Source organism: Dongia sp. (assembly GCF_041918875.1).
In the GTDB taxonomy this organism is placed as follows: domain Bacteria; phylum Pseudomonadota; class Alphaproteobacteria; order Dongiales; family Dongiaceae; genus Dongia.
Map to the genome: position 1 here is coordinate 62,429 of NZ_JAYRUV010000018.1, position 21,043 is coordinate 83,471.

Below are 21,043 nucleotides of genomic sequence, written 5' to 3' on the forward strand. Positions count from 1 at the left end.
TCAGGTCTCGGCCCACATGCGCAGCAGGTTGGTGTAGAGTCGGAAGGCCTTGTCCGTTTCGGGCGATTTCGGGTCCAGCGCATGCAGCTTGTCGCGCACGTCGAGCGCATCCGACAGGAACTGCCGGTGCCGCTCGTCGCGCACATAGGATTGCACCCAGGTGACGGCGACCAGGCGCTCGCCCTTGGTCACCTCGGCCACCTCATGCAGGGTGCCGGACGGATAGACCACCGCATAGCGCGCCGGCAGCTTCACTTCCTGGACGCCGAAAGGCGAATGGATGACCAGTTCGCCGCCTTCATAATCGGTCGCATCGTTGATGAAGACCGTGACCGAGACATCGGTGCGGTCGCGCGAATTGGCGGAGCCCATAAGCGCGTCGTCGACATGGGCGCCATAGGTCATGCCCGGGCGATAGCGGCTGATGAGCGGCGGGCGGATGTGGTGCGGAATGGCGCCGCGCCGGAACGCGGCCGACCGGTTGAGCGCGGTGACGACGATTTCCTGCAATTTCTTCTTGTTGGCGGCCGTCTTCGAGACTTGCTCGTTATTCTTCACCAGCTTGGCGCGAAAGCCCGCCGTTTCCTTGCCGTCGACGAAGGGCGCTTCGGCCGCCAAGGTCTTCAGCTGCTGCTGTTCCTGTTCTGTCAGCACATCCGGGATGATGACGATCATGCGCGCTGGTCCGATCGGAGTTTGCCCTACCGCAGCATCTGCCGCACGCGGGCGAGGCTGTCAACCAGCCGGTCCACATCATGGATCGTGTTATGGACCCCGAATGAAATGCGGGCCGTGCCGGTGATTCCCAGATGCTCCATCAGCGGCTGCGCGCAATGATGCCCCGCGCGCAGGCATACGCCGCTTTCGCCCAGAAGTGTCCCGATATCGTGGGGATGCAGGCCGTCCATGACGAAGGACAGAATGCCGATGCGCTTGCGCGGGGCGCCGATGATCCTGAGGCCAGCGATTTCGGGCAGGCGCTGGCTGGCATAGGCGGCAAGAGCCGCATCGTGGGCGGCAATGCCGGCAAAGCCGATCTCGCCGATGAAGTCGAGGGCGGTCGCGAAGGCCAGTGCCGCACCGATGGCCGGTGTGCCCGCCTCGAACCGCCGCGGCCCCTCCGCATAGTCTGTGTGCTCGATGCCGACCGAACGGATCATGCCGCCCCCGCCCATGAAGGGCGGCAGGTCGGCAAGGACCGTCTCCTTCACATAGAGCGCGCCGATCCCGTCCGGCCCATAGAGCTTGTGCCCGGTGATGGCGAGGAAGTCGCAATCCAGATCCCGCACGTCGAACCGGAAATGCGGTGCCGCCTGGGCGGCATCCACCATCACCAATGCGCCGGCACGGTGCGCCATGGCGATGATCTCCCTGAGCGGCGTCACCGTGCCGATCGTGTTGGCGGCGGCCGTGACACAGACCAGCTTGGGCTCCCGCGCCAGCAGCATCTCGTAGCGCGCAAGGTCGAGATCGCCTGCGTCGTCGATCGCGATGGCTGCCAGGCGCAGCCGGTGCCGGTCCTTGAGCAGCTGCCAGGGCACGATATTGGCATGGTGTTCGAGGAGCGAGGTAAGGATCAGATCGCCCGGCCGCAGATTGTTGTCGCCATAGGCATGGGCGACCAGGTTGATCGCTTCGGTGGCGTTATGGGTGAAGATGATTTCGTCCTTGGCGGCTCCCAGAAATCGTGCGACGCGGCCGCGCGCCTGGTCGTAGGCTTCGCTCGCATCCTCGCTCAAGGGGTAGAGGCCGCGATGGATGTTGGCATATTCGTGCGTGTAGAAGCGGGTCAGCCGGTCGATGACGCAATCGGGCTTCTGGGCGCTGGATGCGCTGTCGAGATAGACGAGGCCGGGCTTGTCCCGCAGTAGCGGAAATCGGTCGCGCGCAACCAGCGGCAGGTCGCCCGTGGGCGGTTCCGTCTGATCCGGCAGGGTATTGTGCGGTTGCGGCATAAAGCTGTTCGGTCCCGATCCTTGTCCATCTTGGGCCAGCATCACGGCGGCGCACCGATACTTAGTCAAGGCCCGGCTTCGATCCCAGCATGGCCGTTCCGAAAAATCTGCACTATCGGTCAGATTTGAGTTTCAAGCATTGGTGATGGACAGTTTGTTTGTATGCAAACGATCTTCGCTTGAATGTCGCCATAAACCATGTTTTGCTCGATCCCGAGGGCACCGCTTCGTGTGCCGATGGAGGAGGATGGAAATGACTGGGAAGACGCGTGGGCTTAAGGCCGGCCTCGGCACTGTGTCGCGGCGCAAATTCGTGGCGGGCGCCTCGGCGCTCGGTTTGGGATTGGGCGTGTCGCCCTTCATCAGCCGCCGCGCCGCCGCGGCCGGCGAGGTCAAGGTTCTCAACTGGCAGGGTTACGGCACGGACGAGAAATGGGCGCTGGAAGCCTTCAAGGCCGCGACCGGCCTCGACGTGGTGCACGAATACTACAACTCCGAATCGGAGATGATCACCAAGCTGCAGACCAATCCGGGCGTCTATGACGTCATCGTGACGAACTGCGCCTGGAACGGCCAGGCTTCGGAACTGGGTGTGATCCAGCCGATCGATACCGCCCAGGTGCCGCATTTCGCCGATCTCAACCCGGCCTTCCGCGATTCCAGCCTATTGAATGTCGACGGCAAGACCTATGGCGTCGCCTGGGTCTGGGGCATCACTGCCATCGCCTATTCGACGGACGTGTTCAAGGACGCGCCGACATCGCTGGAGGTCCTGTGGGACGCCAAGAACGCCAAGCGCGTGGCGCTGCGCGACGACGCGATCGAGGCGGTGAGCTTTGCCGCCCTGGCGACCGGCCAGGACATGAACCATCCCAAGGATCTGGCCAAGGTGAAGGAAAAGCTCCTCGCGCTGAAGCCCAATGTCGCCTTGCTGTGGTCGTCGGAAGACGAATGGAACAAGCAATTCCAGGCCAAGGCCTTCGACCTTTCGGTCTATTGGAGCGGGTCCGCTTTCCGCAGCAAGAATTCCTTCAATCTGCCGGTGGGCTACGTCGTGCCGAACGAAGGCGCTGTCGGTTGGTTCGACGGTCTGGCCATCGGCAAGGATGCCCCGAATGCCGAGGGCGCCCACAAATTCATCAGCTACATGATCGATCCCGCCTACTATATTAAGTGGGCAGAGGTCGGCCCGCCGGCTTCCGCCAACAACAAGGCCATGGCGGCGCTGCCGGACACCGATGCGTCGAAGGCATTCTACCTCGACCAGGAGAATGTGAAGCGCCTGCAGTTCATGGCGCCGCTCTCGGACGAGGAGCGCCAGGCCTATTCGGATCTCTGGGCCGAGGTTAAGACCGAATACGCCAAGTAAGGCGCGGAACGGATGATTTAGACCCCCATTCTCGTCATGCCCGGGCTTGCCCCGGGCATCCACACGTGCCGCCGCAAGAGTGGATTGCCGGGTCAGCCCGGCAATGACGCGATGGGGCATTGTTGAATTTGAGTCCGGTAGGACGCCGCCGGTACCGGGCAGCGTTCTCCCGCAGGAATGCAACAGGCTGATGCTTCCCACGACACGAACGCGCCTTGCCATTCTGACCTTGACCGGCCCGGCCTATCTGTGGCTGGCGTTGACCATCTTTCTGCCGCTCGCCGCCATGCTGGCGTTGAGCTTTCTCGACAGATCGCCGCTGGTGCCAAAGCCTGCCAGCTTCACGCTGGGCAACTACGATACCTATTTCAGCAAGTCCTTTCTCTGGCCGCTGACGCAATGGTCGATCCAGCTCGGTTTCTGGGTGACGCTGTGTTGCTTCATCATCGGCTATCCCGCTGCCTACGCTCTGGCCAAGCGCGTGAAGGGCCGCTGGCGCGAGGCGATCTTCCTGCTGATCGTGCTGCCTTTTTGGTCCAACGCGCTGGTGCGGATTTTCTCCTGGACCATGGTGCTGCGGCCCAATGGCATCGTCGATCTCAGCGTTCAGTCGATCTTCCCCGGGGCGCCCACGGTCGATCTTCTCTTCACCTATCCGGCGGTGATCATCGGTCTCGTTCACTCCTATCTCCCCTACATGATCCTCACCTGCTACATCGCCTTGCAGGCGATCGATGATAGTTTGATCGAGGCGGGCCGCTCGCTGGGAGCCACGCGGTTCACCACTTTCCGCCGCGTCGTACTGCCGCTGAGCCTGCCCGGCATCGTCTCCGGTTCGGCGCTCATCTTCGTGCCCGTCATCGGTTCGTTCATGGAACCGCGCATTCTGGGCGGCACCAAGGGACCAACGCTCGGCATGTATATCGAGGAGCAATTTACAGTGGCGGCCAACTGGCCACTGGGCTCGGCGCTCTCCTTCGTATTGCTCGCGATCGTGCTGATCATCTTCGGCATTCTCTACCCATTCCTGCGCAGGCAGGGAGGCGCGGCATGAGGCGCATCGTCGATGGCGGCATCCGCCTCTATCTCGTCCTGGTACTGGTCTTTCTCTATCTGCCGATCCTGGTGATGGCGCTCCTCGCTTTCAACAAATCGCCACTTTACGGCCTGCCCTTCGAATTCGACCTGGTGTGGTTCAAGGCGCTGGCCGAAAACGATCGCCTGCTGAAGGCCGGCATGAACAGTATCCTTATCGCCCTTGCCAATACCGTTGTTGCAACGTCACTCGGCACCATGGCGGCGGTCGCCTTCGGCCGCTACAGCTTTCGCGGCAAGACGATAATGCAGGCGCTGCTCTTTCCGCCCATTGCCATTCCCTGGCTGGTGATCGGCACGGCGATGCTGGTGTTCTTCTTCTGGATCGGGAAGGCGATCGGACAGCCCGGCATCGCGCGCGGTCTGCATGCGATCCTGCTGGGCCACGTTGCCTTGTCGCTGCCCTATGTCATCTTCGTGGTCGGCGCTCGGCTTAACGACTACCCCAAGGCGGTGGAGGAGGCGGCGGCCACATTGGGTGCGACGCCATGGCAGGTGTTCCGCCGCGTCTCGGTGCCGATCCTGGCGCCGGGCGTCGTCGCGGCGGCGCTCTTCGCCTTCGCCGTATCCTTCGACCAGTTCGTCATTTCATATTTCCTGGCACCGTCCGGTGTCACCACATTGCCGGTCGAGATCTATACCTCGATCCGCAAGGGTTTCACGCCGGAGATCAATGCCATCTCGACCATCATCATCTTCGTCTCGATGGGCCTGATGCTGATCGTGGCCAGATTCTATCGTTTCGGTGGGGAGAGATCCGGTAATGAGTGAAGTCGCCGTCACGGGCGCAATCAAACGATATGGCAGCGTCGCCGCCTTGGACGGCGTCGATCTGACCTTTACCGATGGTGAGTTCTTCGGCCTGCTGGGACCATCGGGCTCCGGCAAGACCACCTTGCTGCGCGCCATCGCCGGCTTCATCGAGCTCGATGCCGGCGAAATCCGCATCGACGGCACGGATATTTCGCGCATCGCCGTGCACCAGCGCGATATCGGCATGGTGTTCCAGAATTACGCGCTCTTTCCGCATATGAGTGTCGCCGACAATATCGCCTTCGGCCTCGACGTACGCGGCGTGCCGGCGGTCAAAATCAGGCAGCGTGTCGGCGAAAGCCTCGATCTGGTGCGTCTTTCCGGGCTGGAACAGCGCCGGCCCAGGCAGCTCTCCGGCGGCCAGCAGCAGCGCGTGGCACTTGCGCGTGCCCTGGTGACGCGGCCCAAGGTGCTGCTGCTCGACGAACCCTTGAGCGCCCTCGACAAGCATCTGCGGCAAGAGATGCAGGTGGAGCTCCGCCGCATCCAGCGCCAGATCGGCATCACGACGATCTTTGTGACCCACGACCAGGAAGAAGCACTGACTCTCTCAGACCGCGTCGCCATCTTCAATAAGGGCCGCGTCGTGCAGGCGGGGAGCCCGCGCGCCGTCTACGAAAGCCCAGTCGACCGGTTCGCGGCCGGTTTCCTAGGCGAGGCGAATTTCATGGAAGGCAAGGTTGCCGGAACGCTTGGCGGCGAAGCGCGGGTCTCCTTGCCTGACGGGACGGAACTGGTGGTCGCTGCCGGAAATCTCGGCCTCGGCGATCCGGTGCTGGTGGCGCTGCGACCGGAGAAGATCGGTATCGAACCCGGTGGCAGCCAGGCGCCGCGCCTCAACCGCGTCATGGGCCGGGTGCAGGCCGCGATCTTCTCCGGCTCGAGCCTCACCTACCGCGTCAGCGTCGGCGACCGGCTGTTCGTGGTGTTCGAGCAGAACAAGAGCCGAGCACCCTTGCCCGAGCAAAGTGTGGTCACCCTGGAATGGGCCGCGGCCGACAATGTCGTGGTGCAACCTTGAATGCCGTGACCGCCCTGCCGCTGACCGACCGCAGCCTGCATATCGTCGTCGATATGCAGGAAGTCTTTGCCAGCAACCCGCAATGGGGTTTTGCCGGCATTTACAGGATCGTCCCCGCCATTGCCAGGCTGGCGAGGGCCAAGCCCATGGCGACGCTCTGGACTCGTTTCATTTCCGCCCATTCGGCGGCCGAAGCCGAAGGATCCTGGGCGGCGCTCTATCGCAAATGGCCGGGGGCGACGCTTTCGGCCGGGGCCGAGATGGGCATCCTGCCGGATCTGTTGCCGCTGGTGAGCAGTGACGCGGCCGTTTTCGACAAGCCGACCTATTCGGCCTTTCACAATCCCGCCTTCGCCAGGGCACTCAAGGACCGCCGCGCCGACACGCTGGTGATGAGCGGGGTGGAGACCGACGTCTGCGTGCTGGCAACCTTGATGGACGCGGTCGATCGCGGCTATTTCGTCGTCATGCCGGAAGATGCGCTGGCCAGCAGCGATCCCGACGGCCACAGGCATATTCTCGATATCATTCCGCGCCGGCTGCAATCGCAGGTTTTCTGCGCGCCGGTCGCCGAAATCCTGGAGCAATGGCGGTGAGCGGCGACAGGCTTGCACCCGCGCGCCACTGGAACACGTGGCGCAGCGAGTATCCGGCGCAGATCATGCATCTGCCGCTGGGCCTCACCGTCACCGTCACGGCCTATGCCGCGGCGGCGGCGAGCTTCACCGATTTTCCCGCCGTGAAGGGCCAGCTCACCTATGGCCCGCGCGACGTGACCGCGCGCGACGTCAGTTTCTCGGCGCGGCATGGCGGCACCGGCTTCGATTGGCGCTGGGATCAGCCGGTGGAAGGTGCCTTGCGCGGTGCCTGGCGGGCAACCGCGTTCGGCGAATGGGGCCTGCGTTTCTGGATCATGCCGGTCTTCGAGGTCGAGGGGCGCGAGGACATCGTCTGGCGGTTCGATCCCCGGAACGGCGTGCTGGCGGCCGAAATCGACGGTTGCCACGTCGCGGTGGTGGGCAGCCAGGCGCCCCTCATGGCGACATTTCACAAGGATCGTCAGGCGCTCGCGGCTGAGCTTGCCGAGTTCGGCTATTTCTATCTCGGCTCGCGCGGCACATCTGGCCGCATGGCGGTGCTGCGCTACAATCTCGACGAGATGCCGGCGATGCATTTCGCCGTGGGGCTCGGCGCCAACGGCACGGAGGCGCTGCAAAAGGCCAAGGCGGCACTCGCCATGGCGCCGGCCCCGGCGCTGCCGTCGAACGGCGCGCTGGATGCCATCCGGGACATCGTGGGCTGGAACTCGGTCCATGATTTCATCAACGATTGGCCCTATATGAGCCTCAGCCGGACCTGGGTGGCGCAGAAATTCGGCGGTTTCGGCCTGTGGCTGACCGACATCTTCTATCACGCGCTGGGCTCCAGCTTCCTCGACACGCAGATGGCGCGGGAAAATATCCGCGCCGTCCTTGCCACCGAGACGCCGCAGGGAAACCTGCCCTGTCTGATCACAGGACGCGACCAATGGATCGACCGTTCGCAGCCGCCGGTCTGCTCGCTGATTCTGTGGAAGATATGGAAGCATACGGGGGCCGACGATCTCGTGGAACTCGGCTACCGGAAACTGCTGCGCGCCCATGATTGGTGGTTCACGCATCGCGATGGCGCCCCCAAGGGAGCGACCGGGAAGGGGTTGATGAGCTGGGGCACCTCGGCCGGAATCGGCGACGGGCTCTACAAGGGCACCAAGCTTGGCGCCAAGAACGAATCCTCCATGGACAATTCACCGATCCATGACGAGAGCCGGTTCGACGCGGCATCCGGCTGCATCGACGCCTTCGATGTCGGCCTCAATGCGTTGCTGGTGGTCGATGCCGAAGTGCTGGCCGATTGGGCGAAGGCGCTGGGCGACCAGGCGACGGCCAGCCGGTTGCTGGAGCGGGCCGAAATCTTGCGCCAGCGTATCGCGGTGCATCTGTGGGATGGCAGCCGCGAAATCTTCGCCAACCGCCGCTGGAGCGGTCCGTTCGTGCGCAGCATCGCGCCGACCAGTTTCTATCCGCTGCTGGCCGATGCCGCCGATACGGCGCAGCAGCGGGGATTGCTGGCCGCATTGGACAGTCCACGGAAATTCGGCGGCAAATGGCGCCTGCCTTCGGTGACGCGCGACGATCCCGCCTATCATGACAATGTCTATTGGCGCGGCCGCATCTGGCCGCCGCTCAACTATCTCACCTATCAGGGGCTGAAACGGGCCGGCTTCGACGGAATCGCGGCCGCGCTTGCCGCCGATACGGAAGAGGTGTTCGAGGCCAGCTGGGCGCGCCGGCAATGCCCGGAGAATTTCAGCGCCGAGACGGGCCTGGGCGACGATCAGCCGGATACCGATCTCTTCTATGGCTGGGGCGTGCTTATGCCCATCGTCGCCGTCAACGAATTCCTCGACGTGACGCCCTGGCATGGCTGGGAAGTGACGCATAAGCCAGGCGACTGGCAGGTCGGGCCGATCAATGCCTTCGGCGGCAAGACGGTGATGGCGGCGAAGGAAGGCCGGCTGACCCTCACGCTCGACGACCGGCAGGTCTTTGCCACCGATATTTCCGGCCGGTTCCGCCATGTCGATATCGGTTCGCACCGCCTCGCCTTTGAACCGCCGCCGGGCGGCGGCAAGATCTACCTCAAGGAACGCGTCAAACGGGCCAGCTACGGTGCCAGTGTCATTACGGCAAGGCAGATCGGCGACGAGGCCGTCATCGATCTGCCCGCCGTGGCCGCCCCGCAGCTTTGCATCGTCGAGGTACAGCCATGATCGTCGTTTTCGGCTCGCTCAATGTGGATGTGATGATCGCGGTCGATCATCTGCCGCTGCCGGGGGAAACGGTGCTGGGGCCGGGCTACGAACTCACCGCCGGCGGCAAGGGCGCCAACCAGGCGCTGGCGGCGGCGCGCGCGGGTGCCGCGGTGACGATGATCGGCTGCATCGGCACCGATCCGCTGGCTGAAACGGCGCTCATGGATCTGCGCGAAGCCGGCGCCGATCTTGGCCATCTCACCACTGTCGCGGAGCCCACGGGGCTTGCCGCCATCTGTGTCGACAAGGGTGGCGAGAATCATGTTGTCGTCGCTTCCGGTGCCAATCGCCGCACCAAGGCCGCGCAGTTCCCCGAGGCGCTGCTGGGGCCTGGCACCTTGCTGGTGCTGCAGATGGAAGTGCCGCATGGCGAGAACTGGGCGCTCATCCGCCGCGCCAAGGCGAAGGGCGCCCGCATCCTGCTCAACGCGGCGCCGGCCGCCCCGATCCCGCACGATATCCTCAGCCTCATCGACTGGCTCATCGTGAATGAGAACGAGGCCAGGCAGATTGCCGCCGGCCTCGATCTGCAGACCGAGGATGCCCGCACCGCCGCGCGCGAAATCGCCAGGGCCGGCGAGACAATTGTCATCGTCACCTTGGGCGCCGCCGGTGCCGCGGCCTTTTCCAGCCAGCACTGCCTGTCGGTGGGCGCCTTGAAGATCAAGCCGGTCGATACAGTCGGCGCCGGGGATTCCTTCGTCGGCGGCTTCGCTGCCGCCACGGATCGCGGCCAGGACCTGGCCGGTGCCTTGCGTTACGCGAGCGTCGGGGGCGCGCTTGCCTGCCTCAAGCCCGGCGCGCAGCCCAGCCTTCCGACGCTGGTGGCGATCGAAGCCTGCCTTGCCGACCTGCCAGAGGTGAGGAGCTTAGCGTAGATTCAGCGGATAGAGCGTGCTTGGCGCGTATTTGAAATCGTAATGCGCCAGCGAGACACCGGCGGGGCCCGGCGCGTCGCATTCGATGATGGCGCGCGTCAGCGGCGTGAAGCCGGCGCGGAAATGGTTCTTCGCCTTGACGCAGAGCAGCCGCACCTTGGCAAGATCGATGCCGTGCAGGGTGAAATAGGCAGGATCGTTCGGCGTCTGGCACGAGCTGGTGGCGATCACCTTGATGCCCTCGACGTCGAACATGGCCGTGTTGCCGACATCGATTGCCAGATTGTTCTCGAACGGCCCCACATTGCGGAACTTGCCGTCGGTCAGGGTCAGTACCTTGGCGCTGATGCGCACCGGCTTGCCGAAGGCGGAGCTGACGCGGCCGCCAAAGGCCACGTCGAGCGTGGCGCCGATACCAGCGCGGCGCGCCTCGGCGACCAGTTCCGGATCCCAGAAGAAGGCGAAGACGCAAGGCACATCGGGTTTCGTGTCCAGCAGCGCCCGGAACAGGGTGGGTGTGTCGCCGATTCCGCCCGACAGCGGATTGTCGGCGGGATCCGTGATTGCCGCAGGGCCTTCGCCCTTCATGGCAAGCGCCTCGGCGATAGCCTGCGCCGGTGTGGGCAGCTTCAGTTCGAAGCGGTCGCGCCGTGCCGCCATCTCCGCGGCAAGCGCCTTGGCGCCGCGCTGGGCCAGCATGCGGTCGCCATCGGCAAAGACCATGGCGGTCGGCCCGGCGAAGGGTGAATCGCCATAGGCGAAGCCGCCGAAAACGGTCGCTTCCAGGATGCCGGGTTCGGCGCGCATCCTGGCGGCAAGGCCGGCCATTTCCGCCATCGGCCCGTCGGTCGTGCGCATGTTGAAGCTGGTATAGATCGCCGGCACCTTGGCGATGGCGCCGACCGGTTTCAGCCGGCCGCCCACCATGCCGTCGAGCAGGTCGAGCGCGCGCGCCGCCACCGCATCCATGTCGATATGCGGATAGGTCTTGTAGCCGATGGCGATGTCGACGAGGTCGATCATCGCCTGGCCGAGATTGGCATGGAGGTCGAAGGTCACGGCCAGCGGCACCTTGCCGACGATGCTGCGCGCCTCCTGCAGCAATTCCAGCTCCGGCGTCGGATTGCCGCAGGTGATCATGGCGCCGTGCAGCGACAGATAGACCGCGTCCCATGTCCGCCGGCGCAGCCCCTCGAGGATATCGCCGCGGATGACATCGAAGGCATTGTCGGTGACAGGCCCGCCCGGCGGTGCCGCCGCGCAGCGCAGAAAGGTGACCTCCCAATCCGGGTGGCTGTCGGCAAAGGCGATGACAGCGCCCATTTCCGTCGCGGTATCGCGGTAAACCCGCAGGGCAGCGTCGCCCTCGACCCATTCCCGCGCCTGGAAAATGTCGAGACCCGTGGCGATGGGCGAAAAGGAATTGCCCTCGTACCAAAGTCGCGCAACCGCCAGTTTTTTCTTCATGGAGTCAGACTATTGTTTTGAACGCGAAGTACGGAAAATAGCCGGAAAGCATGGCTTGCGTCTATCTCGGGCGCCCGTCTAAATTCCGCCCGCGACCCGCATACCCATTTTCAGGCAGGGGGAAATCCATGGCCCGCGACCCACGTTACGACATCCTGTTCGAGCCGGTGAAGATCGGTCCGGTCACGGCCAGGAACCGCTTCTTCCAGGTGCCGCATTGCAACGGCATGGGCCACCAGCATCCGCAGGGCCATGCCGCCATGCGCGGCATGAAGGCCGAGGGCGGCTGGGCGGTCGTGGCGACCGAGGAATGCGAGATCCATCCTTCCGGCGACGTCACCCCCTATGTCGAGGCGCGCATCTGGGACGATCACGACGTCCCCTATCTCTCCATGATGACCGAGGCCGTGCATCGCCACGGGTCGCTGGCGGCGGTGGAACTGGTCCATAACGGACCCAGCGCCTCCAACCTCTATAGCCGCGAAGTGCCGATCGGTCCCAGCCACCAGCCGACCAACTACTACCCGTTCCAGGCGCGCGCCATGGACCGCGAGGATATCCGCAACTATCGCCGCTGGCACCGCGACGCGGCAGTCCGCGCCAAGAAGGCGGGCTTTGACATTGTCTATGTCTATGCCGGCCACGACCTCTCTCTGCCAATGCATTTCCTGCAGAAGCGCCGCAACCAGCGCACCGACGAATATGGCGGCAGCCTGGAAAACCGGGTGCGCCTGTTCCGCGAATTGATCGAGGAGGCCAAATCGGCCGTGGGCGACAAATGCGCCATCGCCGTCCGCTTCGCCGTCGAGGAAATGCTGGGCGATGACGGTGTCTCGATCGAAGGCGAGGCCAAGGACATCGTCGCCATGCTGGCGGAGCATCCGGATCTCTGGGACGTCAACGTCTCCAACTGGAAATACGATTCCCAGACCTCCCGCTTTGCCGAGGAAGGCTACCAGGAACCCTTCACCTCCTTCGTCAAGAAGCTGACCAGCAAGCCGGTCGTGGGTGTCGGGCGCTACACCTCGCCCGACCGCATGGTCTCGCTCATCAGGAAGGGTGTCCTCGACATGATCGGCGCGGCGCGCCCCTCCATCGCCGATCCGTATCTTCCCAGGAAGATCGAGGAAGGGCGGATCGAGGACATACGGGAATGCATCGGCTGCAATATCTGCATTACCGGCGATATGACCATCACGCCGCTGCGCTGCACGCAGAATCCGACCATGGGCGAGGAATGGCGCAAGGGCTGGCATCCGGAGATCATTCCGGCCAAGGCTTCCAGCGACCGTGTGCTTATCGTCGGCGGTGGCCCGGCGGGCCTGGAAGCCGCGCGCGCCCTGGGCCTGCGCGGCTACGAAGTGGCGCTGGCGGAAGCCTCGACCGAGCTTGGTGGCCGTGTGAACAAGGAATCGCGCCTGCCAGGCCTTTCCGCCTGGGGCCGCGTGCGCGACTATCGCTTAGGGCAGATCGGCAGGATGAGCCATGTTGAGACTTATCTCGACAGCCGCATGGAGGCCGCCAACATCCTGGAACAGGGTTTCGAACGCGTGGTGCTGGCGACCGGCAGCCATTGGCGCAAGGACGGTGTCGGCCGCTCGCATGGCCACGCCATTCCCGGCCTCGACGGCCCTAACGTGTTCTCGCCCGACGACATCATGGAAGGCCGCCTGCCGCCCAGCGGCACGGTACTGGTCTATGACGACGATCTGTTCTATCTGGCGGGCGTTCTCGCCGAACGCCTGGCGAAGGCCGGGCTCGACGTCGTCTATGTGACGCCGGGCGATACCGCCTCCAGCTGGACCAGTAACACGCTCGAAGTCATCTTCATCAACAAGCGCCTGCGCGCGCTTGGCGTCCGCGTCATCACCGCTCATGATCTGGTGGCGGTGAAGGACAATGTCGCCCAGCTTGATTCCGCCTATGGCGAGAAACCGCATTACGTCGCCATCGACGCTATCGTACCGGTGACGGCCCGGCTGCCGGAAGAAACGCTCTATCAAGCGCTCATGGCTCGTCCGGAAGCCCTCAAGGATGCCGGCATCAAATCGGTCACCCGCATTGGCGACTGCCTCGCTCCCGGCCTCATCGCCTATGCCGTATATGCGGGCCACCGCTACGCCCGCGAACTGGATACGAACGACGCCAATGAAGTGAAGTTCCGCCGGCCGCTGCCGATCATGGCAACGTCGTAAGGTAGTTGGTCTCCGTCATGCCCGGGCTTGACCCGGGCATCAGCTGGCAACTGAGAGGCAAAGGCCAGTCGATTCAGATTCCCGGGTCAAGCCCAGGGATGACGAATTTGAGTTATCAATCCGACTGCACCCGCGCGCCCACATGCGGCATGTGTTCGCCGCGCGGGTCGAGTTCGGGGGCGCCATAGGCGCCTTGCACCGGCGGGACGGCGACGAAATTGCCCTGCTCTTGCGGCATCTTCGCCTTGCGCCGGAGGACGCGGTAGAGGGCGAAGGCTGTGATGAGGGCGTAGCCGCAGCCGACGAACAGGAAGAGGGCACGCGGCCCCATCTCGTTCATGGCAAGGCCGGCCAAGGATGGCCCGGCCGAGGCGCCGAGACCCCAGGCGAAGAGCAGGCCCGACGAGGCCGCGACGAAATCCTTCCGCGCCACATAATCGCTGGTCTGGCCGATGCCCAGCGCATAAAGCGGCGACTGGAAGGCCGACAGCAGGAAGAACAGCGCCAGCAGGAACATGTAAGGGAGTTCCGGTGTGGCGAAAATGATGAAACAAAGCAGTGCCGAGGCTGAAACCGTGCCGATGATAATCGGCCGGCGTCCGTGGATGTCCGCCGCATGACCGATCGGAAACTGGGCGATGAGCACGGCGATGGTGCCGATGGAGATGAGGAAGGAAAGCTCCTTCTCGCCCATGGCGAGGCCGTCGATATAGGCCGGCAGCAGGCCGTAAAGCGCGCCGTTGAGGAACCCCGCACCGAAGCAGCAGACGACGCCCAGGGGCGAGGCCTTGAACAGGCGCGGGATCGAGAGATGCGTATGCTCGGCGATGACCGGATTGCCGATCTTGGTGAGTCCCAGCGGGATCATGGCGCTGGCCAGGCACAGCACGCAGAGCGCAAAGAGCAGGATGCCGGTCGGATCGTCGAGGTTGAGGAGCAGCGGCGAAACACCGGAAGCGCCCCAGCTCACCGCGGTATAGATGGCGAAGATGCGGCTCCGGGTTTCATCGGTCGACTTGTCGTTGAGCCAGGATTCGATCACCACGAAGCCGCCGGCCAGGGCAAAGCCGGCGATGGCGCGAAGGGCGATCCAGAAATAGGCGTCCTGGAAAACCAGATGCAGCACGGTGGCGTCGGCCGCCAGCACGACGAAGACGCCGAAGGCACGGATATGGCCAACCCGCTTGATGATGCGCTGGCAGAAGAGGGTGCCGGCCAGGAAGCCCACGAAATAGGCCGAAGCGGCGACGCCGACGACGATGGAGGAGACACCCCAGCGCGCCAGCTGTATGCCGATGAGAGGCATCAGGATGCCCAGCGCCGTCTCGATCAGCGTGATGCCGATCAACACCGGCAGAACCGGCTGCATCACCCGCCAAACGCTCCGCAGCATGAAATACCCCTGCCAATCGCACCGAACCCGGGCGAGACTGTAGCTGGCAGGGCAGGGGTTTGGCTAGGGTGAGGCGGCCAACTCTCCCTTGGCATGGTCCGCGAAGGCGGACCATCCACGAGTTCGCCGGCAACTGAAGAAAGAAACTCGTGGGTCCCCCGCCTTCGCGGGGGATGACAGATGGCGAATGGTCTCGCCTCACCCCACCAGGCTCTCCGCCCCCCGCTTCAGCAGTCCGTTGGCGATGATGATGCGCTGGATTTCGCTGGCGCCCTCCCAGATGCGGTCGACGCGCAGTTCGCGGAAGAAGCGCTCGGCGACATTCTCGCGCATATAGCCGCGCCCGCCGAAGATCTGCACGGCGCGGTCGGCGACACGGCCGGCCATTTCCGAGGCATAGAGCTTGGCCATGCTGCATTGCGCATGGGCGGTCTTCACATCCGCACCCGCATCAATGGCACGCGCGGTTTCATAGGTCATGAGGCGCGCCGCGAACAGTTCGGTGACGCTGTCGGCCAGCATGAACTGCACGGCCTGTTGCTCGGCCAAGGGTTGGCCGAACACGATGCGGCTCCTGGCAAAGGCGGTCGCCTCCTCGATCAGCCGCTCGGCCGAGCCACAGCAGCGTGCCGCGATCATCAGGCGTTCGTGGCGGAACCAGGCATAGGTGAAGCCCATCCCGTCGCCCTCCGCGCCGATGCGGTGGCTTGCCGGCACGCGCACATCGGCGAAGCGGTAGATCGGGTGATGCGCGCGGTAATTATGCGTGTAGGCCGGCGTCCGCACGATCTCGACGCCCGGCGTGCCGTGATCGACGAAGAACAGGGCATGCGATCCGTCATTGGGTCCACCCTCGATCTTGGCCTGAAAGAACATGTAATCGGCCAGATTGGCGCTGGTCACGTGCCATTTTTCGCCGTTGAGGATGTAGTGCTCGCCCTCACGCCGCGCGGTCGCCTGGATGGCATCGACATCCGATCCGGCCCCGGCTTCGGTGATGGCGTAGCATTCGTGACGCTGGCCGGTCATCAGCGGCTTGATCCAGCGGTCGATCTGTTCGGGCGAACAGGCTTCCAGCATCCAGCGTAGCGGATTGTTGGCGCACCAGCCCAGTGCATTGGTGACGCGCCCGGTCTGTTCCTGCGCCACCGCCTGTTCCAGCATCGTATAGCCGCGTCCGCCCATCGCGGCCGGCATGTCCATATTGTCGAGGCCAGCTTCCCTGGCCTTTTCCTTCATGCGCGTCCAGACATGCTCCGGCACCAGCCCTTCATGCATTTCGGCATGCACTTCCCAGGGGATGAGTTCGGCATCGACAAAGGCACGGACGCGCGCCTGAATCTCGCGGGCGCGGGACGTCAAAGGGATGGTCATGGAGGTCACTCCGGTGGATAGACGATCTTCAGGCGGCGGCGTTGCCGTTGGCGGGCAGTTTGCTGCCGAATTCCTTGGGGAAAAGGCCGGCGAGGAAGATGCGCACGCTGGCCTTGGCCGTGTCGCGGTCGGTCTGCTTGGGGTTGAGCAGCATGTCGAGCCACAGCCCGTCGATCATGGCGTTGAAACCGCGGGCGATGAGCCCGGCATCCAGCCCCTGATAGCCGCCCTCATCGATCAGCGCCTGGAAGCTGTCGGTGGTCGCTTTCTGGAACGAGGTGGAAAGATCGGCGCAGAGCTTCAGGAATTCCGGCCGCCAGCGCGTTTCGCCCCAGAAGGCATACCAGACCGTGACATGCTTGCGGTTGGCATGCGTGCGGGCGAAATCGGCCTCGATCATGGCGTCGATCTGGGCCGCGGCACTCTTCCCGGCCTTGGCGAGGATCGCCTGCATATGCTGCTCGTAATCCTCGACCAGATGCTTGAGGGTGGCGATCAGGAGCGCGTCCTTGCTCTTGAAATAGAAATTGACGATGCCGACGGAGAGGCCGGCTTCCTGCGCCACATCGGCGATCTTCAGCTCGGTGAAACCCTTGCGGGCGATCCCGTCGATGGTCGCTTCGATGAGCTGTCGACGCCGGGCCTCTTTGGCCAATTCGCGGCTCATACCGGTTCCAGATCCCCATTCGGGCGGCAGGTCGGACCAAAAGAAGCGAGCCATGGCGCCGGGCCTCGTTCAGGCCGCCGACCGGGCTCCGCTTCGCAGGGCGTCGTTACACTGCCGCAATGTGCCGGAGACGGGTGCCTTGGCGTCGGCGACGACGGGGCAGGCGGCGCGAATCCGATTGTGGAAATCTAACACCGCATGCTCGTAATTGGAAAGCGGTCCGGGCTCGTAGCCGTGCGACCCCATCCCGTTCTGGACCCGCTCGCACAGTTCCCGGTCCTCCAGCCCCACCTGCCGGTTGATACGGGCGTTCAAATACTGCATCGCCTTTTCTTCGCGGCTGGCGCCGGGCCGCACGTAGATGGGATAGCGCATGACGCAGCTCGTGCCGCTCTGGGGCAGGATCTGGAAGATGTCGAAGCTGTCCGGATAGATGTCGAGCCCGATATTCGGGGCCAGCGAGAAGAAGGTCCAGGTCCGCCGGGCCGCGTCCGGCAGATGCGTGAAGGCGCCCTTGGCGAGATGCTGGTACATCCGCTCCGCCCGGTTGGCCGAAGGCGTGCCCTTCAGCACGCTCTTGCTGTAGGCCACGCCGTGCCGGTTGATGATGCCGGTAAGGTCGCTGTCCAGCATGCGGTTGAGCCCCGGATGTCCGATCGGGATGTGATAGTTTTCGAGATTGTTATCGACCGCGATCTTCCAGTTGCAGTCCCAGCTGTCGATCCAGGCCTCGCCGCCCGGCACCATCTCCTCCAGCCGGTAGTCGGCGACGATATCCGCCATGTCGCCGAAGCTTTCGCGCAGGGTCGGGCCGCCCGGGACGATCCGGGTAAAGACCATGCCGGCAAAAATCTCGATTTCGATCTCCTTGAGACCCAACCGGTCCTTCTCGACCCCGGGGAAGGTCTTTTCGGCCGGCACGCCCTTCAATTCCCCGGAGAGGTCGTAGCTCCAGCCATGATAGGGGCAGGTGATCCGCGCCTTGCAATTGCCGGTGCCGGTCAAGAGCTTGGCCGCGCGGTGGCGGCAGACATTCATGAAGGCGCGCAAGGCCATGTCCTTGCCGCGCATGACCAGGATCGAATCCTTCTTCATGTCCAGTGTCGCATAGTCGCCGGCATTGGCGACCTCGGAGATGTGGCAGACGAACTGCCAGCTGGGCAGGATCAGGTTCTCGTACTCGATGTCGATGAGTTCGTCGCTGGCATAGGCCCAGGCCGGCAGGCTGACCGGCAAGCCGCCATGACGCTGCGTTTTGGCACCTTTGATTTCCGGCATCATCGTCATCGTCCGCTCCGGTTTGTCGTCGGCGTTTATATGACGATGCTTATATATCTAGTAGACAATAAAGTCAATAATTTCATATCAATAGTTAACATATTTTGAATGGTCGTTCAATCAAAATACAAAGGAATCAAGGGGTTGGGGGAGCGCTCCTCGGGACTGGCGTGTGGTTTGCCGAGCGCTTTGGCACCGATTTGCGCCTGCTTTGGCACCGTCGGTTGAAGTTTTAGCGGGGGGCTTGCCGTAGATTTTTCGCGGTGATGTATCTTTCACAAAAACTTAAACGGCGCGTAAGAGCACAGCTGAGGATGGCCACGCGGACGGAGAAATGGCACGCGTGTGCCGCCTTGAAGCAGAAAGCCGCGCGGCGCGCCAGAAGGTCATAGCGGACGCGATTGTAGGCGCCGTCTCGAATCCAGGCGTCTGCATCAAGTTTTACTGGCTGATAGTCGTCAGAGGTTAATTGGTTCAATTCTAAACTTATAGCTGTTGAGCACATGTACAGCAGAATCCAGCGGAAGTTCGCAACTTAGGTAAGAGATTAATGGAATATTTACTTGCCTGGATCGTATGCGCCTTTTAGTTTTCTCCGGAAACATCGGGACGAAATCCCTAACGCTTGAGAAAACAGGGGTAGGGCGTGGTCGCAGAGGCAGCGCCGGAACAATTGGGTGTCGCATCGGCGGCGGCCCCGCAAGTCCCTGATACCGGGCTGCTTTGCCTTGTGCTGTTGCTGCGTTTTCACGGCCTGGCGGTGGAGCCGCAGGCGCTCAGACACCGCTTTGCGCCGGGGCCTGAGGGGCTCTCCGATTCGGACCTGCTGCGGGCGGCGCGGGAATCGGGTCTCAAGGCGCGCTGGGTGGCATCCGACTGGCGGAAACTCGCCAAGACGCCGCTGCCGGCCGTGGCGCAGAGCAAGGATGGCAGGTTCTTCGTTCTTGCGAAGGTTGCAGCGGGGGAGGGACAGGAAGCCAAGGCCCTGGTGCACGATCCGGAGGAGAACCGGCCGGTGGCACTCACCCGCGCGGAGCTGGAAAAGGCCTGGACCGGGCGCCTGCTGCTGATGACCAAGCGGGCGAGCCTCACCGAAGGGTTCGCCAAGTTCGACATCGCCTGGTTCGTGCCCGCGATCCTCAAATACAAGCGCATTCTCATGGAGGTGCTGATCGCCTCCTTCGTGCTGCAGCTCTTCGCGCTGGTGACCCCTCTGTTCTTCCAGGTGATCATCGACAAGGTGCTGGTGCATCACGGCCTGACCACGCTCGACGTGCTGGTGCTGGGCTTGGCCGTGATCTCGGCTTTCGAGGTGCTGCTGGGGGGCATGCGCACCTATATCTTCAGCCACACCACCAACCGGGTCGATGTGGAGCTGGGGGCGAAGCTCTTCCGGCACCTGCTGTCGCTGCCTTTGGCCTACTTCCAGGCAAGGCGGGTGGGCGATTCCGTGGCCCGGGTCCGTGAGCTTGAGAACATCCGCTCCTTCCTCACCGGGAATGCGCTGACTTTGGTGATCGACCTGGTGTTCACCACCGTGTTCCTCGCCGTCATGTGGTATTACAGCCCGACCCTCACTTTGGTGGTGATGGCGGCCATCCCGGCCTATGTCGTCCTTTCGTTGCTGGTGACGCCGGTCTTCAAGCGGCGGCTCGATGAGAAGTTCGCGCGCGGGGCGGAAAACCAGTCCTTCCTGGTCGAGACCGTGACGGGGATCGAGACGGCCAAGGCCATGGCGGTGGAACCGCGCATGCAGCGGCGCTGGGAAGAACAGCTGGCGGGCTATGTCTCGGCGGCCTTCCGCGTCACCAAGCTCGGCAATACCGCGAGCCAGACGGCGCAGCTCATCAACAAGGCGACCGTGCTGCTGACGCTCTATCTCGGCGCCAAGGCGGTGCTCTCCGGCGACCTCACCGTGGGCGCCCTGGTGGCCTTCAACATGCTGGCAAACCAGGTGCATGGACCGGTGCTGCGCCTGGCGCAGATGTGGCAGGACTTCCAGCAGGTGCGCATCTCGGTGAGCAGGCTGGGCGACATCCTCAACGCGCCGACAGAGCCCCTGCACCGGGCGGACAAGGCGACACCGCCGAGCCTCCAGGGCGCCATCCGTTTCGATCACGTCATCTTCCGCTACCGGCCGGACGCGCCGGAGGTGCTCTCCGACCTCAGCGTCGAGATCCAGCCTGGGCAGATGATCGGCATCGTCGGTTCGTCGGGTTCGGGCAAATCGACCCTCACCAAGCTGGTGCAGCGCCTGTTCGTGCCGGAACGGGGGCGGGTGCTGATCGACGGCATGGACTTGGCCCTCATCGATCCGGCCTGGCTGCGGCGGCAGATCGGCGTGGTGCTGCAGGAGAACGTGCTCTTCACCGGCTCGATCCGCGAGAACATCGCGCTCAGCGACCCCGGCATGCCGATGGAACGCGTGGTGGCGGCGGCGAAGCTCGCCGGCGCCCATGAGTTCATCCTGGAGCTGCCGCAGGGCTACGACACGGTGCTGGGCGAACGCGGCGCCAGCCTCTCCGGCGGCCAGCGCCAGCGCATGGCGATCGCGCGGGCGCTGGTCACCAACCCGAAGATCCTGATCTTCGACGAGGCGACCTCGGCCCTGGATTATGAATCGGAGCGCATCATCCAGGACAATATGGCGGCGATTGCCAGGGGGCGCACGGTGCTGATCATCG

The 21,043-nt window shown here is 63.7% G+C and carries 16 protein-coding genes; 9 read left to right on the forward strand and 7 right to left on the reverse strand.

Annotated elements, in window-relative coordinates; all coding sequences use genetic code 11:
* Positions 1-675: a Fe2+-dependent dioxygenase gene (locus ACE3TY_RS17815; RefSeq protein ID WP_374655453.1), complete on the reverse strand. Its 675-nt coding sequence runs from the start codon at positions 673-675 to the stop codon at positions 1-3.
* A gap of 26 nt (positions 676-701) precedes the next feature.
* The gene (locus ACE3TY_RS17820; RefSeq protein ID WP_374655455.1) at positions 702-1,955 is read right to left on the reverse strand and encodes an aminotransferase class V-fold PLP-dependent enzyme; all 1,254 of its coding nucleotides are present in this window, start codon (positions 1,953-1,955) and stop codon (positions 702-704) included.
* A gap of 253 nt (positions 1,956-2,208) precedes the next feature.
* On the opposite strand from ACE3TY_RS17820, the gene ACE3TY_RS17825 reads away from it, so the two are divergent.
* From ACE3TY_RS17825 to ACE3TY_RS17855, 7 genes are all read left to right on the forward strand, one after another.
* Positions 2,209-3,324 carry a PotD/PotF family extracellular solute-binding protein gene (locus tag ACE3TY_RS17825; protein WP_374655457.1) on the forward strand — a complete coding sequence of 372 codons (1,116 nt, stop codon included), beginning with the start codon at positions 2,209-2,211 and terminating at the stop codon, positions 3,322-3,324.
* 190 nt (positions 3,325-3,514) lie between these two features.
* Positions 3,515-4,378 (forward strand): ABC transporter permease, encoded by an 864-nt coding sequence (locus ACE3TY_RS17830; RefSeq protein ID WP_374655459.1) that lies wholly within the window; start codon positions 3,515-3,517, stop codon positions 4,376-4,378.
* Positions 4,375-5,190 carry an ABC transporter permease gene (locus tag ACE3TY_RS17835; RefSeq protein ID WP_374655461.1) on the forward strand — a complete coding sequence of 272 codons (816 nt, stop codon included), beginning with the start codon at positions 4,375-4,377 and terminating at the stop codon, positions 5,188-5,190. Before ACE3TY_RS17830 ends, ACE3TY_RS17835 begins: the two co-directional genes overlap by 4 nt.
* Complete coding sequence (locus ACE3TY_RS17840) at positions 5,183-6,253, forward strand: ABC transporter ATP-binding protein (protein ID WP_374655463.1); 1,071 nt, start codon at positions 5,183-5,185, stop codon at positions 6,251-6,253. The genes ACE3TY_RS17835 and ACE3TY_RS17840 overlap by 8 nt, the downstream gene beginning before the upstream one ends.
* Positions 6,254-6,258: 5 nt before the next feature.
* Positions 6,259-6,849 carry a cysteine hydrolase family protein gene (locus tag ACE3TY_RS17845; RefSeq protein WP_374655482.1) on the forward strand — a complete coding sequence of 197 codons (591 nt, stop codon included), beginning with the start codon at positions 6,259-6,261 and terminating at the stop codon, positions 6,847-6,849.
* Positions 6,846-9,065: an amylo-alpha-1,6-glucosidase gene (locus ACE3TY_RS17850; RefSeq protein WP_374655465.1), complete on the forward strand. Its 2,220-nt coding sequence runs from the start codon at positions 6,846-6,848 to the stop codon at positions 9,063-9,065. The genes ACE3TY_RS17845 and ACE3TY_RS17850 overlap by 4 nt, the downstream gene beginning before the upstream one ends.
* On the forward strand, positions 9,062-9,985 hold the full coding sequence (locus ACE3TY_RS17855; RefSeq protein WP_374655467.1) for a ribokinase: 924 nt from the start codon (positions 9,062-9,064) through the stop codon (positions 9,983-9,985). Before ACE3TY_RS17850 ends, ACE3TY_RS17855 begins: the two co-directional genes overlap by 4 nt.
* On the opposite strand, the gene ACE3TY_RS17860 is transcribed toward ACE3TY_RS17855, so the two are convergent.
* A complete protein-coding gene (locus ACE3TY_RS17860) occupies positions 9,977-11,452 on the reverse strand; it encodes a M81 family metallopeptidase (RefSeq protein WP_374655469.1) in 1,476 nt (491 codons plus the stop codon). The genes ACE3TY_RS17855 and ACE3TY_RS17860 overlap by 9 nt on opposite strands.
* Before the next feature lie 128 nt (positions 11,453-11,580).
* On the opposite strand from ACE3TY_RS17860, the gene ACE3TY_RS17865 reads away from it, so the two are divergent.
* Positions 11,581-13,647 (forward strand): FAD-dependent oxidoreductase, encoded by a 2,067-nt coding sequence (locus ACE3TY_RS17865; protein ID WP_374655470.1) that lies wholly within the window; start codon positions 11,581-11,583, stop codon positions 13,645-13,647.
* Positions 13,648-13,762: 115 nt separating this feature from the next.
* Here the strand turns inward: ACE3TY_RS17865 and ACE3TY_RS17870 are convergent, their stop codons facing one another.
* The 4 genes from ACE3TY_RS17870 to ACE3TY_RS17885 form a co-directional block, all read right to left on the reverse strand.
* Entirely contained in the window at positions 13,763-15,040 is a 1,278-nt protein-coding gene (locus tag ACE3TY_RS17870) for an MFS transporter (RefSeq protein WP_374655472.1), read from the reverse strand.
* Positions 15,041-15,238: 198 nt separating this feature from the next.
* Complete coding sequence (locus ACE3TY_RS17875; RefSeq protein ID WP_374655474.1) at positions 15,239-16,414, reverse strand: acyl-CoA dehydrogenase family protein; 1,176 nt, start codon at positions 16,412-16,414, stop codon at positions 15,239-15,241.
* 28 nt (positions 16,415-16,442) lie between these two features.
* A complete protein-coding gene (gene betI, locus ACE3TY_RS17880) occupies positions 16,443-17,135 on the reverse strand; it encodes a transcriptional regulator BetI (RefSeq protein ID WP_374655476.1) in 693 nt (230 codons plus the stop codon).
* Positions 17,136-17,150: 15 nt separating this feature from the next.
* Positions 17,151-18,368, reverse strand: coding sequence for an aromatic ring-hydroxylating dioxygenase subunit alpha (locus tag ACE3TY_RS17885; RefSeq protein ID WP_374655478.1), 1,218 nt, complete (start codon positions 18,366-18,368; stop codon positions 17,151-17,153).
* 637 nt (positions 18,369-19,005) lie between these two features.
* On the opposite strand from ACE3TY_RS17885, the gene ACE3TY_RS17890 reads away from it, so the two are divergent.
* A partial coding sequence (locus tag ACE3TY_RS17890) for a type I secretion system permease/ATPase (RefSeq protein ID WP_374655480.1) occupies positions 19,006-21,043 on the forward strand: 2,038 nt, incomplete at its 3' end.